This is a genomic window from Peterkaempfera bronchialis, from assembly GCF_003258605.2.
In the GTDB taxonomy this organism is placed as follows: domain Bacteria; phylum Actinomycetota; class Actinomycetes; order Streptomycetales; family Streptomycetaceae; genus Peterkaempfera; species Peterkaempfera bronchialis.
Genome location: NZ_CP031264.1, coordinates 906,009 through 922,999, shown reverse-complemented (window position 1 = coordinate 922,999; position 16,991 = coordinate 906,009). Strand labels below are relative to the sequence as shown.

Sequence of the window (16,991 nt, the reverse complement as noted above, 5' to 3'; positions counted from 1 at the left end):
GGCCGCGCCTCTTCAGCGGCACGCTCGGTAACCATGGCGAACTCCTGACTCCGCTGCCGCCCACCACGGCCTCCCGACCGCACCTCCTCTCCTGCCACCCCGCCCTCCCTGGCCGGCGGGGCTCTCGGCACGCCCGCGCCCGAACCGCACCGCGCGGCCCGGCGGGCCCCGCCACCGCACCCCGACCGCACCATCCCCACGGAGCGTCATGTCGCTCATTCAGCTGCCGATGTCCGACCCCGGCAGTCCCGACCTCACCTCGCCCCTGCGCTTCCTCCGCTGGCTGGGCCGTGCCCAGCGGCGCGGCCGACTCCTCGCCGTGCTCTGGGGCGTGGTGCAGATGGGCAGCCAAGCGGCCATCCCGCTGCTGATCGGCCACGGCATCCAGGCCGCCGTCGACGGCCACGCACGCGGCGTCTGGCTGGCCGGCGCCGGCGCGCTGGGCCTGGGCGCCGTCCAGGCGGCTGCGGCCACCATGCTGCACCGCCAGGCGGTGTGGAACTGGATCACCGCCGCCTCGCAGATCCGCCAGCTGGTCGCCCGGCAGGCGTCCCGGCTCGGCGCCGGGCTCTCCCACCGGATCGCCACCGGCGAGGTCGTCGCCGTCAGCTCCGGCGACGTGGAGAAGATCGGCTGGTTTGTCGAGATCTCCGCCCGCCTCTGGGCCGCCGTCCTCGTCTGGCTGGGCGTCTCCGCCGTGGTGCTCGCCCACCAGCCCGTGCTCGGCGTCGCCGTGCTGCTGGGCGTGGTGCTGCTCGCCGCCTCCATCTGGCCGCTGATCGGCCCCTTCGAGCGCCGCTTCGACGAGCAGCGCTCGCTCGGCGGCAAGGCCAGCGAACTGGCCGCCGACACCGTGGCCGGTCTGCGGGTGCTGCGCGGCATCGGCGGTGAGGAGCTCTTCCTCGACCGCTACCGCACCGCCTCCCAGAAGGTCCGGGTGGCGGCCGTCCGCGCCGCCCGGGTGTGGGCGCTGATGCGCGCCCAGCAGGTGCTGCTGCCGGGCGCGTTCGTCGTCGGCATCACCTGGTACGGCGCCCATCTGGCCGTCCGGGGCGACCTCTCCATCGGCGACCTGGTGGCCGTCTACGGCGCCAGCGCCTTCCTCGCCGGACCGCTGCGGGTACTCGGCGAGGCCGCCCACGCCTGGACCGTCGCCCGGGTCTCGGCCGACCGCGCCGTACGGGTGCTCAGCCTCACCCGGACCGACGGCGACGCCGCCACCGCCACGCTGGACGCCGCCCGCGCCGCCCGGTCCGACCTGCACGACCCCGCCACGGGGTTGACCGCGCCCGCCGGACGGCTCACCGCCGTGGTCTGCGGCGACCCCGACGCGGCCGGAGCCCTGGCCGAACGGCTCGGCGGCCATGTGCCGCGCGGCGGTGCGGATGGCGGGGACAGCGGGGGCGGCGGGGACGGCGGGGACGGCGGGGGCGAGGCTGACGGGGCGGCAGAGGTGCAGCCGTCGGCGCGGCTGGGCGGGATCGCCCTGGACGCGCTGCCGCTGGCCGAGGCCCGGGCGACCGTCCTGGTCCACGACAAGGAACCCGTGCTGCTCTCCGGCACCCTCGCCGACCTGTTCGCCGTCCCCGCCTCCGGCCGGGTCACCCCCGCCGAGGCCCTGGCGGCCGCCCGCGCCGACGATTTGCTCGGGGCGCTGGTCGACAACTCCCCGGACGCCGAGGGAGACCCGATGCGGGCCCGCATCACCGAGCGCGGCAGATCGCTCTCCGGCGGCCAGCGCCAGCGCCTCGCACTGGCCCGCTCGCTGGTGGCCGACCCGCCGGTACTCGTCCTGGACGAGCCCACCAGCGCCGTTGACGCGCACACCGAGTCGCGGATCGCCGACGGCATCAAGGAGCTCCGCAAGGGGCGCACCACCGTCGTCTTCGCCACCAGCCCGCTGCTGCTGGACCGCGCCGACCGGGTCGTCCTGGTCCAGGACGGCCGGGTCGCCGCCACCGGCACCCACCGCGAGCTGATGCACACCGACCCCCGCTACCGCTCCGTGGTCACCCGCGAGGAGACCGCGCCCCTCGTCGAGGAGACCGCATGAAGCCGCCGGCCGACCCAGCGGCCCAGGAACGCGAGGCAGCGACCCTGCTGCCGGTGGGCTCCCCGGCCGCCGTACGCGACTACGTCCGGCTGCTGGCCGCCCGTCACCGCCGCACCTTCGCCGGGGTGATCGGGCTGCATGCCGTCGGCGCCGCCGCCGGACTCGTCGGCCCCTGGGTGCTCGGCACCCTGGTCGGCGAACTGGGCACCGGGACCACCGAGGGCCGGATCGCCCAGGCAGCCCTCTGGTACCTGCTCGCCCTCGCCGTACAGGCCGCCTTCACCGGCATGTCACGGCTGCGCGGCGCCGTCCTCGGCGAGCAGGTCCTCGCCGACCTGCGTGAGGACTTCCTGGTCCGCGCGGTGGCGCTGCCCCCCGGCGTGCTGGAGCGGGCCGGTACCGGAGACCTGGTCTCCCGCACCACGACGGACGTCGACCGGCTGTCGCGCTCGGTGCGCGACGCGGTCCCGGAACTCGCCGTCGCCATCGTCTCCGTCCTGCTGGTGTTCGGCGCCCTGCTGGTCACCTCGCCGCTGCTCGCCGTCACCGCGCTGATCGGACTGCCGGTGCTGCTGGCCGGCTCCCGCTGGTACTTCCGGCGGGCCCCGCAGTCCTACCGGGCGGAGTCCGCCTCGTACGCGGCGGTGAACACCGCGCTCGCCGAGACCGTCGACGCCGGCCGCACCGTGGAGGCGCTGCGGCTCGGCGACGACCGGGTCGCGCTCACCGACGAGAAGATCCGCACCTGGCTCTCCTGGGAGCGCTACACCATGTGGCTGCGCACCCGGTACTTCCCGACCGTGGACCTGCCCTATGTGCTCGCCGTGACCGCCACCCTCACCCTCGGCGGCCTCTACACCCTCCAGGGCTGGATCGACGTCGGGCAGCTCACCTCCGGCGTGCTCTACGCCCAGATGCTGATCGAGCCGGTGGACCTCATCCTGCGCTGGTACGACGAACTCCAGGTCGGGCAGGCGTCATTGGCCCGGCTGGTCGGCGTACGGGAGGTCGAGGACGCCGAGGTGGACGAGACCACCCGGCCCGACGGCCGCCACGTCCACGCCGACGACGTCCGCTTCGGCTACCGCGAGGGCGCCGATGTGCTGCACGGCATCACCCTCGGCGTCGAGCCCGGCGCCCGGCTCGCCCTGGTCGGGCCGTCCGGCGCGGGCAAGTCCACCCTGGGCCGGCTGCTGGCGGGCATCTATGCGCCGAGGACCGGGCGGGTGACGCTCGGCGGGGCGGCGCTCGCCGAGATGCCCGCCGAGCGGGTCCGCTCGCATGTGGCGCTGGTCAACCAGGAGCACCACGTCTTCGTCGGCACCCTGCGGGACAACCTGCTGCTGGCCCGGCCCGGCGCGGACGACACCGAACTGCGCGCCGCTCTGGAGTCGGTGGACGCCGGGCCCTGGGTGGACGCACTGTCCGACGGGCTGGACACCGACGTCGGCTCCGGCGGCGCCTCGCTCACCCCGCCGCAGGCGCAGCAGTTGGCGCTGGCCCGGCTGGTGCTCGCCGACCCGCGCACGCTGGTGCTGGACGAGGCCACGTCGCTGCTCGACCCGCGCGCCGCCCGGCACCTGGAGCGCTCGCTCTCCCGGGTCCTGGACGGGCGTACGGTCATCGCCATCGCCCACCGCCTGCACACCGCGCATGACGCCGATGTGATCGCGGTGGTCGAGGAGGGGCGGATCAGCGAGTACGGCAGCCATGCGGAGCTGGTGGCCGCCGACGGGCCGTATGCGGCGCTCTGGCGGTCCTGGCGGGACGAGGGGTGAGGTGATCGGCGGCGGGTGAGGGGGCCGGTGGGGGAGTGGGGTCGGCCGTACGGGGCAGCCGCCTGCACGACCCTGTGCGTCCGGAGCTGTGGAGGTACCGCTTTGACACCCCCGACGAGTCCTGACCCCCACACCGCGCTCGAATCGGGCGCGGAGACCGAGCGGCTGACGGTGGAGGTGCATCTGCCCGAACCGGAACTGGCCGTGGTCTCCGTCGCCGGGGAGCTGGATGTCGACACCGCCACCGAGCTCCACTACCAGTTGGCCAACCAACTGCACCACGGCCGCCGCCACCTGGTGCTGGACCTCACGGCGGTGCCCTTCATGGACTCCTCGGGCCTCAACATCGTCATCCGGACGCAGCAGGAGACCCGCCGGGTGGGCGGATCGCTGCGGCTGGCCGGTCCCACGGCGGCGGTCCGGCGGATCATCGACCTGACCGGGGTCGGTATCACCACGCCGGTGCACGACACCGTTGACGAGGCTCTGGCCCGGCACCGTGGGGAGGCGGCTGGGGGCAGCGGCGTCTGAGCCGAGGGGGTGAGGGGAGTGAAGGGAGTGAGGGGAGTGAGGGGGTGTGTGAGCCGAGGGGGCCGGGGTAGCCGGTTCTTTTCGGTTGCGCCCTAAGGAGGCTGCGGTGGCCCGGTTGCCCGCCCTGCTCGCCGCCGTCGCGGTGGCGCCCGCACGCCCTGCGCTCACTGGGCTGCGGGCCGCCGCCGGCGGTGCCGCCGACGCCATCGCGCTGGTCCGCAGCGGGACCGCCGCAGCGGCCTCGCTCACCCGGACGGCCGCCGCAGGCGCGGTCGACGTGGCGACCCGGCCGCTGCCGGCCCTGCTGCGGCTCCCCGAGACCGAGGCCGTGGGCCGGGCCCTGCGCGCCCTGGTCGAGGGCGACAGCCGTCGCCGGATCTGGTCGGCGGGCGGCCGTGCGCACATCCAGATACGCGGTCTGGCCGCAGGCGGACCGCGCCTGCACCGGCTTGCCTCCGCCGTCACCACCGCCCTCCAGGGGATCAAGGGCGTCCACCTGGCCGAGGTCAATGCGGTCACCGGGCATGTCCTGGTCGCCTTCGCCGAGGACCAGGTCGATGTGGCCGAGCTGGTCGAGGCGGTGCGCAGCGCCGAGGAGGCGTTCCAGCACCGGGGAGGGGCGGGTGCGGCCGGTACGGCGGAGGCGGGTGGGGTCGAAGGGGCCGGGGAGATCCACCGGCCGCTCCCGCCCGACGACGAGGCCGCGACCGCCGCCGCCTCGGTGGCCCTTGTGCTGGACTGCGCCGGACTGGTCGGCGCCTCCCTCGCCAGGCTCACCCGGATCGCCCCCGCGCCACGGGTGGTGCGCGCCGCGGTGGCCCTGGCCGACTCGCTGCCCGCCGTACGCCAGGACCTCGGCGCACGCGTCGGCCGCCACCGCGCCGAGGTCCTGCTGGCGGCCGTCAATGCGGCGCTGCACGGCATCTCCGACGGAGTCGCCCCGCTGGCCGTGGACGCCGCCCACCGCTGCCTCCAGCTGTACGAGGTCCGGGCGCGCGGGGCCGCCTGGTCGGCCGCCGAGCCCCGGCTGTGCGCGGGCGGCGTACCGACCCCGCACCGGCTGCCGGAGCTGCCGCCCCGGTCGGTGCCGTTCCCCCAGGGGCCGGTGGAGCGGGCCTCCGACCGAACCGCGCTGGCGGAGATCCTGGGGGCCGGTGCCGCCGTCCTGGTCTCGCACCACACGGACGGCGCGGCCGACGCGATGCTGGCCACCGTGCCGAGGGCCGCCCGGCTCGGCCGCGAGTCCTTCGCCGCCGTGCTGGGGCACGACCTGGCGGTCCACGGCACGGTCGTGCTGGACCCCTTGGCGTTGCGCAGGCTGGACCGGATCGACGCGGTGGTGATGGATGCGCGGGTGCTCTGCGGGGAGACGGTGCGGCTGCTCTCCGCCGAGGCGGTGCAGGACGGCTTGGACGACGCGGAGGTCTGGCAGGCCGCTGCCCGGGTGCTGCATGGGCGTACGGCGTCGGAGCTGGACGGTCCCGGGCCGTGGCGGCGGGGGCGGTATCGGTTGCAACGTGGGGGTGGGGATGGTGGGAGTGGTGGGGGTGGTGGGGGTGGGGGTGCGGCTGGGCCGCAGGGGTTGGTGGCCGAGTTGTATGGGCCGCAGGGGCTGTGTGGGCGGGTGCGGGTCGGGGTGGTGGCGGCTCCGCTGGCCGAGGCCGTCATCGACGCCGCGCAGCAGAATGCGGCGCAGGTCGCCGTCACGGCGCACGCGTCCATTCATGAACTGCTCGGCCAGGCCGAGGAGGCGCCCGGCGGGGACGAAGGACTCACCGAGGCCGTACGGGGGCTTCAGACCGACGGGCGGGCGGTGCTGCTGGTCGCCCGGGGGTGCCCGCAGGCGCTGCTCGCCGCCGATGTCGGGGTCTCGGTCTGCCCCGAGGGCGGGGGCACCGACTGGACGGCGGACATCGTCTGCGGGGCCGGCGGGGCGGAGGGCTCCGCGCTGGAGCAGGCATGGCGGGTGCTCACCGCGTTGGCGGCGGCGCGTGAGCAGAGTGCCGCCGCCGCGCACGCCTCCGTCGCCGCCTCCGCGCTGGGCGGGCTGCTGTCGGCCTCACGGCCGCCGGAACACGGGCGCGGGCCGCTCATCGGCTGGCGTACGGCCCCGCCGGTCCATCTGGCCGCGCTGGGGGCCATGGTCACGGGGGCGCTGCGGGCCCGTGGGGTGGCCCGCCGCTCGGCGCCGCCGCCGGTGGTGCGGGACGCGTGGCATGCGCTGCCGGGCGACGAGGTGTATCGGCGGATGCGTGAACTGCGGGTGGGGGAGGGTGAACTGACGGCTGGTGGTGGTGGGGAGGGTGGTGTTGGTGGGGAGGGTGGGGAGGGTGGTGTTGGTGGTGGTCGGTGGTGGGGTGGTCGGCGGTGGCGTGGTGGGGTGGCGGCTGCGGCGCGGGTGCCGGGGGTACGCGGCGCCGCCGATCTGTACCGGGCCACCCGCGACGAACTGCACGATCCGCTCACGCCGGTACTCACCCTCGGCGCGGCTGCCTCGGCGGTGGTCGGCTCCGGCGTCGACGCCGTACTGGTCGGCGGGGTGATGCTGGGCAACGCCGTCATCAGCGGAGCCCAGCGGATGCGCGCCGAACGGGCCCTGCACGCCCTGCTGCTGCGTCAGCGCACGCACGCCCGGCTGGTGGAGCCGCCACCCGAGGGCACCGCGCCGAAGGTCCACGACCCGGCCGGGGTGGCGAGCCGTACGGTACCTGCGGAGCGGCTGCGTCCGGGCGACCTGATCGCGGTCCACCCCGAGGACGTGGTGCCCGCCGACGTACGGCTGCTCACCGCCACCTCGCTGGAGGTCGACGAGGCCAGCCTCACCGGGGAGCCGCTGCCGGTCGGCAAGACACCGGAGGCCGTGCCCAACTCCGGCCCTGCGGAACGCACCTGCATGCTCTATGAGGGAACGGTGGTACTGGCCGGGTCGGGCGTCGGCGTGGTGGTCGCCACCGGCCCCGCGACGGAGGCCGGTCGGGCCGCGCGGGCGGCCGGGCGGGTGCGCTCCACGGCGGGCCTCCAGGCCCGGCTCGCCGAACTCACCAGCATCGCCCTCCCCGCCACCGGGGTCGGCGGCCTGGCCGTCACCGGCCTCGGCCTGCTGCGGGGACTCAAGCTGCCCAAGGCGCTGGCCTCCGGGGTCGCCGTGGCGGTGGCCGCCGTACCGGAAGGGCTGCCGCTGGTCGCCACGGTGGCGCAGCTCGCCGCAGCCCGGCGGCTCTCCGGGCTGGGCGTGCTGGTGCGGTCCACCCGGGCGCTGGAGGCGCTCGGCCGGGTGGACACGGTCTGCTTCGACAAGACGGGCACCCTGACGGAGGGGCGGCTGTCGCTGGTGCGGACCGCTGCGCTGCATGGTCCGGTGCCGATCGGGGGCGGGACGGGGCGGCAGATCCTGCGCACTGCGGCCCGGGCCTGCCCGCCGTTCCAGGACGGGACCAGGGGGCTTGCCCATGCGACGGACCGCGCGGTGGCGGAGGCGGCGCTCGACCATGAGGTGGCGCCGGACTGGACGCTGCTCGGGGAGCTGCCCTTCGAGACCGGGCGTGGCTTCTCTGCGGCGATCGGCTCCCTGGGGGACGGCCGCTTGGCCATCGCGGTCAAGGGGGCGCCGGAGACGGTGCTGGAGCGCTGTGTCGAGGTGCTGGACCGGGGTGGGCGGGCGGTACCGCTCACCGAGGTCAGGCGGCAGCGGGCCCGGGAGCGGGTGCGGGCGCTGGCGGGGCGGGGGTTGCGGGTGCTGGCGGTGGCGCGGGTGGAGGGGGCTGGGGTTGAGGGGGCTGGGGTTGGGGTGGAGGGGGAGGAGTTGGTGGAGCGGGTGCGGGGGGCTTGTCTGCTGGGGTTTGTGGGCATCGCGGATACGCCGCGTCCGGCTGCGCCCGCTTCGGTGGCGGGGCTGGTGCGGGCCGGGGTCCGGCCGGTGATGGTCACCGGTGACCATCCGGTCACCGCTGCGGCCGTCGCGGCGGACATCGGCATCCCCTTTGCCGACCGGGTGCTGACCGGGGCCGAGTTGGAGGAGCTGCCGCCGCAGCGGCGGGCCGAGGCGGTGTGCGCGGCGGGGGTCTTCGCGCGGGTGTCGCCGACGCAGAAGGTGCGGATCGTCCGGGAGTTGCAGCGGGCCGGGCGGGTGGTGGCGATGACGGGGGACGGGACCAATGACGCCGCCGCCATCCGTCGGGCCGACGTGGGGATCGCCGTGGCAGGGCGGGGCAGCGGTTCCGCGCGGAGTGCGGCCGATCTGGTGCTGACCGCGCCCGATCCGAGGCTGATCCTCGATGCGCTGGCCGAGGGGCGCTCGCTGTGGGCGAGCGTACGGGACGCCGTGGCGATCCTGGTGGGCGGCAATGCGGGTGAGATCGCGTTCACGCTGGTGGGGACGGCGGTGAGTGGGCGGGCTCCGCTGAGCACCCGTCAACTGCTGGTCGTCAATATGCTCACCGACATGCTGCCCGCGCTGGCGGTGGCGCTGACGCCGCGCGGTGCGGGGGAGGAGGACGGGGAGGAGGACGGCGGCGGGCCGGTGCAGGGGTTCACCGGGCCTGAGGTGGGGCGGGTGCTGGCGGTCCGAGGGAGTGCCACGGCGGCGGCGGCGCTGGTGGCCTGGCAGGTCGGGCGGGTCAGCCGGGTGCTGCCGAGGGGTGGGCGGCGGGCTTCCACCATGGGGCTTGCGGCGTTGGTCGGGGCGCAGTTGGGGCAGACGTTGATCGGGCGGTGGCGGAGTCCGCTGGTGCTGGCGACCTGTGCGGTCTCGGCGGCGGCGCTTGTCGCGGCGGTGGAGGTGCCGGGGGTCAACCGGTTCTTCGGGAACACGGCTCTGGGGCCGCTGGGGTGGGGCGTGGTGGTGGGGTGTGCGGTGGTGGCGACGGTGGGGGCTGCGTTGGGTGGGCGGGTGCTGCGGCGGGGGTGAGGCGTGGTTTGTTGCGGGTCGTGGTGCGGGGTTGTGGTTGGGGTTGTGTGGGCTGGTGCGGGTGTCGGCCGGTCCGGGGTGGGGGGTCCCGGGCGTCCGGTGCTCGCCGGTGTCCCCCTGCGCTCGTTCCTCGCTTCGGGGGAACCGGCGGCATCCTCCTGGGTGCCCGGGACCCCCCACCCCTCCCCGTCCGCCACCCTCCGCCCGTGGGGGAAGGTCTGTGGGTGCGTGGCTGGGGTGGGTGGGCTGGCGAAGCTCTCGGGTCCGGTGCCCTGGCCCCGCTGCTGGTTGTCTGCCTCCGTCTGCTCGGAGGGGTTAGCTCCAGGGGTCCCAGTCGGCGGGGGGATGTGGACGGGGGTGCCCTTGCCCTTGGTGGGTTGGGGGGTTCGGGGGTGGTGGGGGTGCCGCCCCAGGGGTCCCAGTCGGCGGGGGGATGCGGACGGGGTGCCCTTGGTGGGTTGGGGGTCTTCGGGGGTGGGGGTGGGCCGGGCCAGGCGATTTCGATGCTGTGGAGGATCCCCGCGAAGGCGGCGGCGTACAGCTCCCAGTCCTGCTCGTGGGGGGTGCTCAGCTGGAGGGCGAGGACCTGGGTGTCCGGCAGGGGGATCAGTGCGAGGGCGGCGGCGGTGCCGATGAGGCGGCGGCGGCCGTCGGTGGAGAGCTGTGCGGGTACGGGGGTGGTGCGGGCTTCGACGAGTACGGTGGCCGGGCCGCAGGGGAGTTCGACCTCGCGGGCCTCGGTGGGCGGTTCGGCGGCCGGGATGACGGCGGCGACCAGGGAGGCGGTGCTCTCGCGGCCGGCGAGGTCGAGTCGGCAGAGCCCGGCGAAGAAGGTGCCGGCGGCGCGGGCGGCGTCGGTGGTGGCGGCGGTGACGGTGGCCCAGTCGCGGCGGGCGGTGCCGGGGGCGCCGGCCAGGACCTCTTCGGCGGTTTCGATGAGGTGGGCGGCCAGGGCGTCGGCGTCGCCGGGGACGAGCAGGGGGTGGAAGACCGCGGGGATGGCGAGGCGGACCCGGACGCCGGGGTGTCCGGGGTCAGGTGCGGGCCGGGGCGGTCGGTGGGGTGGTGAGCGGGGGAAGGCGGGGCGCGGGTCGGCGGGGGCCGGCTCGGCGGTGACGGGGAGGTGGAGGGCGTCGGCGGTGGGTTCGGGGCCGGGGCCGAGGCGTTCCAGGATGCGGCGGACGGCGGCGGCGCCGACGGGGGCGGGCGGTTGGGCGGTGGAGGTCCAGCCGATGACCGCGCCGGTGCCGGGCAGGATGTGGCGCTCGTCGGTGGTGATCGCGGGGGAGAAGAGCGGGGTGCGGCCGGTGGGGGTGGTGAGTGAGGCTGCGGGGTGCAGCCAGCCCCGTCCGGAGAGGAGGGCTTCGGAGACCGCGTCGACGGTTGCGGTCACTTGGTTGGTGGCGTCACCGTTCCCTGGCATGGTGCTCCCTCGCGCGATCGGTGAGGCTGTTCTACCAGATCAGCGGTCGGCCGTCAGATGGCGGGCGGAGGCGGCGACTTGGGGGTCGGCGAGCAGTCGGGTCAGCTGCCCGAGGAGGCTGCCGGTGGGGCCGGTGGGGGACTCCGCGGCGAGGAGGTCCCGGAAGGCGGGGAGCAGACCGGGGTCGTGCGAGACGGTGACGGTCAGGGCGGCCACGAACTCCTGGACCAGCCGGAGTTGGAGTTCCTCGCGGGGTATGGAGCGGTCCGCCAGCCACTCCAGGGCGGTGATCTCCGCAGTGGCGATCCAGGTCCGGACGGTGAGGCGCAGCCGGGGGCCGGGGGCGTCGATCGCCAGGTGGGAGAGGATCTGGTCGTGGGCGGCGCGGCGGACCTCGTCGATCACTGCGCCGGTCCACGGGCTGGCGGCGACCGAGCCGCCGCGCAGCAGGGCGGCGAAGCCGGGGCCGTGGTCGTCCACGAAGTCCAGGTAGCGGCCCATCACCCGGTGCAGGCGCTCGGAGAGGGGGCCTTCGGGGGGTTCGTGGAAGCGGCGGGAGAGCTCGTCGGCGGCGCGGCGGAGGGCCGATTCATAGAGGCTCTGCTTGCCGGGGAAGTAGTGGTAGACCAGCGGGCGGGAGGCGCCGGCGGCGGTTGCTATGTCGTCGATGGAGACCTCGTCGGGCGAGCGGCGGCTGAAGAGGTCGAGGGCGACTTCGATTAACTGCTCGCGGCGCTCGTCCACGCTGAGCCTGCGGCGGGGGGCGCTGGTGCGGGTGGCCATGGGGATCACCCTAACCGGCGGCTGGGTTGACTTATTGACATGTTCACAGCTAAGTTTCCTGTCGGTCCCGGACCGCGTCCGCACCCCCCGGCGGACGCGGTCCGGCCACCTCCTGGTAGCGGCGCCACGCCTCCAGACCGTCGGCGACGAACGGCCAGCGGGTGAGGCGGTCGCGGACCTCGTCCTCGGTCAGGAAGGCGTGCCAGTCGACCTCTTCGACCTGCGGGTGCACCGGGCCGGTCCAGCGGGCCTCGTAGACATCGCACCACCAGGAGTGGTCCGGGGACTCGAAGAGGAACTTGAACAGGTGGGCGGGCCGGATGCCGGAGACGCCCAGCTCCTCCTCGGCCTCGCGCACCGCCGCCTCCGCATAGGACTCGCCGGCGCCCACCACACCGCCGACGAAGAGGTCGTACATCAGCGGTGAGAAGAGCTTGGTCGCGGTGCGGCGGTGCACAAAGATCCGGTCCTCGGCGTCGCGGCAGAGGATGAAGACGCAGCGGTGCAGCAGCCGCCGCCGGTACACCTCGCCGCGCCGGGCGGTGCCCACCACGCGGTCCTGCTCGTCGACGATGTCCAGGATCTCCTCGGCCGGGTCCATACGGGCAATCCTCTCAGTCCTGGAAGCGCACGGACACCTCGGCGGCCGCAGCACAGCCGGGACGTGAAAGAGTCGGCGCGGAAGACCGCCGCCGCACGGAGGGCCGCCCATGCCGGTCAAGCACGCCACCGCCAGTGTCTATCTGTTCGCCCGGATCGGTGGAGGCTGGCGGCTGGGCATGATCGAGCATCCTCGGCTCGGCGGGGTACTGGTCCCCGGCGGGCATGTGGAGGCGGATGAGACCCCGGCGGAGGCGGCCGTACGGGAGCTGCGCGAGGAGACCGGGCTCACCGCGCGGTTCCTCGCCCCGCCCGGCTGCGCCCTGCCGGACGGCTACCCGCACCGGGCGGTGCCGCCGCCGTGGTGGACGGTGGAGATCCCGGTGCGGGGGGACAACCACCTGGCGGAGCCCCATGTGCATGTGGACCACCACTACCTCGCCGTCGCCGACCACCCGGACCGGCCGGTCGGACCGGCGGAGCACCCGCTGCACTGGGTGACGGCGGAGGAACTGCCCGGTCTGGAGACGCCGTTGGACGTGCGGGTGCTGGGGGCGGAGCTGTTCGGGCGGATCGGCGCGCTGGCGGAGCGGCGGCGCTGATTTCGGCGGCGGGGCACAATGGCCCGCGGTGTCCGAGGTGGAGGTGTGCGGTGGACATACAGGGTGAGGTGGCCGAGGGCTACCAGCCGGTACGGGAGGCTTTCGCCCGCAACTTCAGCCATCACGGCGAGGTGGGCGCGGCCTTCGCGCTCCAGGTGCGGGGCCGCAGGGTCGTGGACCTGTGGGGCGGCGAGGCCGCCCCGGGGGTGCCGTGGAGCGAGGGCAGCGCGCAGGCGCTGCGCTCGGTGACCAAGGGCCTCACCGCCGCCTGTGCGCTGCTGCTGACCCAGCGCGGCCAACTGGACCTGGACGCCCCGGTGAGCACCTACTGGCCCGAGTTCAAGGCCGCGGGCAAGGAGCGGGTGCCGGTGCGGTGGCTGCTCTCCCACCGGGCCGGGCTGCCCGCGCTGGACACCCCGCTGCGGGTGGCCGAGGTGCTGGCCTGGGAGCCCGCCGTGGAGGCGGTGGCGGCACAGGCCCCCGCCTGGGAGCCCGGCACCGCCCACGGCTACCACCCGTACACCTTCGGCTGGCTGGTCGGGGAGGTGGTGCGCCGGGTGAGCGGGCGCAGCGTGGGCCGCTGGTTCGCCGAGGAGATCGCCGGGCCGCTCGGCCTGGAGTTGTGGATCGGGCTGCCCGAGGCGGAGCGCCACCGGGTGGGGCGGCTGCTGGAGGTGCCCGCGCCCCGGGTGGGCGGGCTGCGGATGCGGACCAAGCGGTCGGTACGGGAGGCGTACCGGGACCCGGCGTCGCTCACCGCGCGGGCGTTCGGCTCCGTCGAACCGGCGCTGGACCTGGACGACCCGGCCGTCCGGGCGGCCGAGATCCCCGGCGCCAACGGCATCGGTACCGCCCGCGCGGTGGCCGGCTTCTACGCCGCGCTGGCCGGCGCCGCCGAGGACCCGCTGTTCGGGGCGGCGGCGCTGGCGGAGGCGATGGGCCCGGCCTCCACCGGGCCGGACCGGGTGCTGATGGTCCCCACCGTCTTCGGGCACGGCTTCTTCCGCCACGGCCCCACCTCGCCGATGGCCTCCCCCGCGTCCTTCGGCCACCCGGGCCGGGGCGGCTCGCTGGGCTTCGGCGACCCGGAGCTGGGCCTTGGCTTCGGCTATGTCACCAACGGCATGCAACCCGGCGTGACCGGTGACATCCGCTCCCGGACGCTGATCGATGCTGTGCGCAACTGCCTTGTCGGCAGGGCGAATTGACGTAGGCTCAGCGCGTGCTCGAAGAGACGATCACCCATCTGCGGATGACCGCCCCCGACCAGCTGCGGCCCGGTCGGCCGGTGGAGTCGGTACGGCTGCGGCCGACGGAGGACGCGGCGCTGGTACGCACCCTCCAGGACCGGATGGCCGCACCGCACCGGTGGCCCGGCCCCGCCGGCTCGGACCGGGAGCAGTGGCCGGTGCACCCGCTGCGCGGGCGGTGGCTGGTGGCGGACGGGGCTGAGCCTGTCGGGCTGGTGGAGTTGGCGGCGGGCCCGGACGGCCGTACCGAACTCACCGCCTTCGGCCTGGTGCCCGAGCGGGTCGGCCAGGGCCTCGGCGGCCATACGCTGACCCTGGCCGTCCGGCTGGCCTGGGAGTTCCGCCCGCAGGGCGGCCCGGTACGGGGCGTGCGGCTGCACACCTCGGACCTGGACCACCCCCATGCGCTCCCGAACTGCCTCGGGCGCGGGTTCCGCCGGTACGGGGTGGAGGTACGGCAGCGCACCGGAGGGTAGGGCGATGTCGTGACCGTCAGATGAGGCCGCGCCGGGCCGCCCAGACGGCGGCCTGGAGCGGGGTGCGGACGCCGATCCGGTCGCACAGCACCCGGATGCGGCGGCGCAGGGTGCGACTGGAGGTGCAGAGCCGCCGGGCGATGGCGTCCAGCGGCAGGCCGTCGGCCAGCAGGAGCAGCAGCCGCTGCTCCTCCGGGGCCAGCAGGCCGACCGCCGGCTGCGGGGCGGGGGGCGCGGCGGCGCCCTCGTGCGGTACCCGGTGGAGCGTTGCGCTTTGCATCTCGGCCTCCTTGCCGTCGCTGTGACCAAGGGTGGTGCAGCCCAGCCGTGACCCTGCCGTCACTCCTCTTCGGTGATCGGCAGTTCGGCGCCGTCCCGCAGGAAGAGCGGGATGCGTTCCAGCGGCGCCTCGGCGACCACCGTGCGGCCGCCCTGGTGCTCCTCGCCGGTCCAGGCGTCTCGCCAGCGGGCCCCGGCGGGCAGGTACACCTCGCGGCGGTCCGCGCCCGCCTCGGCGACCGGCGCGACCAGCAGGTCCGGGCCGAGCAGGAAGGAGTCATCGGCGGTCCAGGCGGCCTCGTCGCCGGGGAACTCCAGGAAGAGCGGCCGCATCGGCGGCACCCCGGTCTCCGCCGCCGTGCGCATCTGCGCCACCACATAGGGGCGCAGCCGCTCGCGCAGCAGCAGGTAGGTACGGAGGATGCGGTAGGCGTCCTCGCCGTACGACCAGACCTCGTTGGGCCCGCCGGTCATCTCCGGGGAGAGCCGCATCTTGGGTTCCCGGTAGCCGTGCAGCCGGAAGAGCGGGCAGAAGGCGCCGTACTGGAACCAGCGCACCAGCACCTCGCGGTAGGCCGGGTCGTCCGGGTCGCCGCCGTGGAAGCCGCCGATGTCGGTGGTCCACCAGGGGATGCCGGAGAGCATCACATTGAGCCCGGCCTTGATCTGGGCGCGCATCGTGGCGAAGTCGGTGCCGATGTCGCCGGACCACAGGGCGGCGCCGTAGCGCTGGGAGCCCGCCCAGGCGGACCGGTTGAAGGTGACCACCTCGGGGTCGCCGGCGGCGAGCATGCCCTCGTGGAAGGCGCGGGAGTTCTCCCGGGGGTAGAGGTTGCCGACCTCCAGGCCCGGCCCGGCGTGGTAGCGCAGATTGGCCTGGTGGCCGGGGTTGAGCTCGGGTTCGCAGGCGTCCAGCCACCAGGTCCTGATGCCATGGGCGAGGTAGTTCTCCTTCACCCGCTGCCAGATGAAGTCGCGCCCCTCGGGGTGGGTGGCGTCGTAGAAGGCGACCTGGACGGTGGAGGCGACGCCCTTGTCCGGCCAGTCGGCGTGCGCCATCGGCCCGTACTCGGTGCCGACCAGCAGGCCGCGCCGCTCCAGCTCGGGGTGGTTCTCGCTGAGCGGGCTGACGGACGGCCAGATGGAGACCATCAGCCGCACGCCCATCGCGTCCAGTTCGCGCACCATGGCGTCGGGGTCGGGCCACTCGGCGCGGTCGAGCTTCCAGTCGCCGAGGTGGGTCCAGTGGAAGAAGTCGTTGACGATGACGGAGAGCGGCAGCCCGCGCCGCCGGTACTCGCGGGCGACCTCCAGCAGCTCCTCCTGGGTGCGGTAGCGCAGCTTGGACTGCCAGAAGCCGGCCGCCCAGTCGGGGAGTTCGGGGGAGTGGCCGGTGGCGTCGGCGTAGCGGGAGAGCACGGCGGCCGGGTCGCCGGCGGTGATCCAGTAGTCGATCTGGCGGGCGCTGTCGGCGACCCAGCGGGTGCCGGTGGCGCCCAGCTCCACCCGGCCGAGGGCCGGGTTGTTCCACAGCAGGCCGTAGCCCCGGCTGGAGACCAGCAGCGGCACGGTGACCTCGGCGTTGCGCTGGACCAGGTCGATCACCGCGCCCTTCTGGTCCAGCAGGCCGTGGGTGTGCTGGCCCAGGCCGTAGAGCCGCTCGCCGTCGTAGGCGCGGAACCGCTGCTCCAGGCGGTGGTAGCCGTTCCCGGCCGGGGTCCGGTGGCGGGCACCGGGCCACCAGAAGTGGGCGGGGTCCTCGGCCAGCAGCTCGGCGCCGTCGGCGGTACGGGTGAAGCGGACCAGGCCACGGTCGGTGACCTCGGCGGTGAGGGCGCCGTTGACCACCCGTCCGGCGGTGGCCTCGACCTTGACGGAGGCGGTGGCGGGCGGCGCCTGGGGGAGGAGCGCGCCGGGCAGGTCGCCGAGAATGCGGCCGCCGCGTACCGAGCGGACCCGGACGGCGTCGGGGCCCCAGGGCTCCAGCCGCAGGGTCTCCTGGTGGCCGCACCACTCCAGCGCGCCGTCGGCCTCCCGCAGTACGCCGGGGGTCTCGGGCTTCTCCGGGGCGCGGAGGGCGGGCAGCGGCGGCCAGGAGGGGGTGCCGGCCGGGTGCGGGGACTGGTTCAACGGGGCTCCTGGGCGAGTCTGGGGCGGGGGCGCCCGCGCGGGGGCACGCCGGACCCGCGCGCCGGTGCTCGGATGTCGGTGCTCGGGCGCGGCGGGGTCTGCGGTGGGTCTGCGGTGGGTCTGTGGTGGTCGGGGTGAGGGAGGGGCGCGGGAGGGGACGAGGGTGGTGCCGGTGGCGGG

Annotated in this window: 12 protein-coding genes; 7 read left to right on the top strand and 5 right to left on the bottom strand. The window is 75.3% G+C overall.

Annotation, left to right across the window (positions count from 1 at the left end; translation table 11 throughout):
- Positions 1-208 precede the first annotated feature (208 nt).
- The 4 genes from C7M71_RS04025 to C7M71_RS32505 all read left to right on the top strand — a co-directional run bounded on the left by C7M71_RS04025 (position 209) and on the right by C7M71_RS32505 (position 9,268).
- The gene (locus C7M71_RS04025; RefSeq protein WP_114914173.1) at positions 209-2,053 is read left to right on the top strand and encodes an ABC transporter transmembrane domain-containing protein; all 1,845 of its coding nucleotides are present in this window, start codon (positions 209-211) and stop codon (positions 2,051-2,053) included.
- On the top strand, positions 2,050-3,831 hold the full coding sequence (locus tag C7M71_RS04020; RefSeq protein WP_111495164.1) for an ABC transporter ATP-binding protein: 1,782 nt from the start codon (positions 2,050-2,052) through the stop codon (positions 3,829-3,831). The genes C7M71_RS04025 and C7M71_RS04020 overlap by 4 nt, the downstream gene beginning before the upstream one ends.
- 165 nt (positions 3,832-3,996) lie before the next feature.
- Positions 3,997-4,362, top strand: a complete 366-nt coding sequence (locus C7M71_RS04015; protein ID WP_111495166.1) for an STAS domain-containing protein — start codon at positions 3,997-3,999, stop codon at positions 4,360-4,362.
- A gap of 106 nt (positions 4,363-4,468) precedes the next feature.
- Positions 4,469-9,268, top strand: coding sequence for an HAD-IC family P-type ATPase (locus C7M71_RS32505; protein ID WP_114914172.1), 4,800 nt, complete (start codon positions 4,469-4,471; stop codon positions 9,266-9,268).
- Here the strand turns inward: C7M71_RS32505 and C7M71_RS30495 are convergent.
- From C7M71_RS30495 to C7M71_RS03995, 3 genes are read right to left on the bottom strand one after another with little or no spacing between them, the layout of a single operon-like run.
- Positions 9,150-10,691, bottom strand: coding sequence for a hypothetical protein (locus C7M71_RS30495; RefSeq protein ID WP_162824125.1), 1,542 nt, complete (start codon positions 10,689-10,691; stop codon positions 9,150-9,152). The genes C7M71_RS32505 and C7M71_RS30495 overlap by 119 nt on opposite strands.
- A gap of 39 nt (positions 10,692-10,730) precedes the next feature.
- A complete protein-coding gene (locus C7M71_RS04000; protein ID WP_111491106.1) occupies positions 10,731-11,474 on the bottom strand; it encodes a TetR/AcrR family transcriptional regulator in 744 nt (247 codons plus the stop codon).
- 49 nt (positions 11,475-11,523) lie between these two features.
- The gene (locus C7M71_RS03995; protein WP_111491107.1) at positions 11,524-12,075 is read right to left on the bottom strand and encodes an NUDIX hydrolase; all 552 of its coding nucleotides are present in this window, start codon (positions 12,073-12,075) and stop codon (positions 11,524-11,526) included.
- A 109-nt stretch (positions 12,076-12,184) separates the two neighbouring features.
- Here C7M71_RS03995 and C7M71_RS32500 point away from each other — a divergent pair, with 109 nt between their 5' ends.
- The 3 genes from C7M71_RS32500 to C7M71_RS03980 are packed head-to-tail and all read left to right on the top strand — an operon-like array spanning position 12,185 to position 14,402.
- Positions 12,185-12,676, top strand: coding sequence for an NUDIX hydrolase (locus tag C7M71_RS32500; RefSeq protein WP_114914170.1), 492 nt, complete (start codon positions 12,185-12,187; stop codon positions 12,674-12,676).
- A gap of 50 nt (positions 12,677-12,726) precedes the next feature.
- Entirely contained in the window at positions 12,727-13,884 is a 1,158-nt protein-coding gene (locus tag C7M71_RS03985; RefSeq protein ID WP_111491108.1) for a serine hydrolase domain-containing protein, read from the top strand.
- Positions 13,885-13,898: 14 nt separating this feature from the next.
- Positions 13,899-14,402 (top strand): GNAT family N-acetyltransferase, encoded by a 504-nt coding sequence (locus tag C7M71_RS03980; RefSeq protein ID WP_229758527.1) that lies wholly within the window; start codon positions 13,899-13,901, stop codon positions 14,400-14,402.
- 16 nt (positions 14,403-14,418) lie between these two features.
- Here C7M71_RS03980 and C7M71_RS03975 read toward each other — a convergent pair whose 3' ends face one another.
- Together C7M71_RS03975 and C7M71_RS03970 are read right to left on the bottom strand one after the other, a co-directional pair.
- The gene (locus tag C7M71_RS03975) at positions 14,419-14,682 is read right to left on the bottom strand and encodes a DNA-binding response regulator (protein WP_229758526.1); all 264 of its coding nucleotides are present in this window, start codon (positions 14,680-14,682) and stop codon (positions 14,419-14,421) included.
- A gap of 59 nt (positions 14,683-14,741) precedes the next feature.
- On the bottom strand, positions 14,742-16,766 hold the full coding sequence (locus C7M71_RS03970) for a glycoside hydrolase family 31 protein (protein ID WP_322975214.1): 2,025 nt from the start codon (positions 16,764-16,766) through the stop codon (positions 14,742-14,744).
- Positions 16,767-16,991 lie beyond the last annotated feature (225 nt).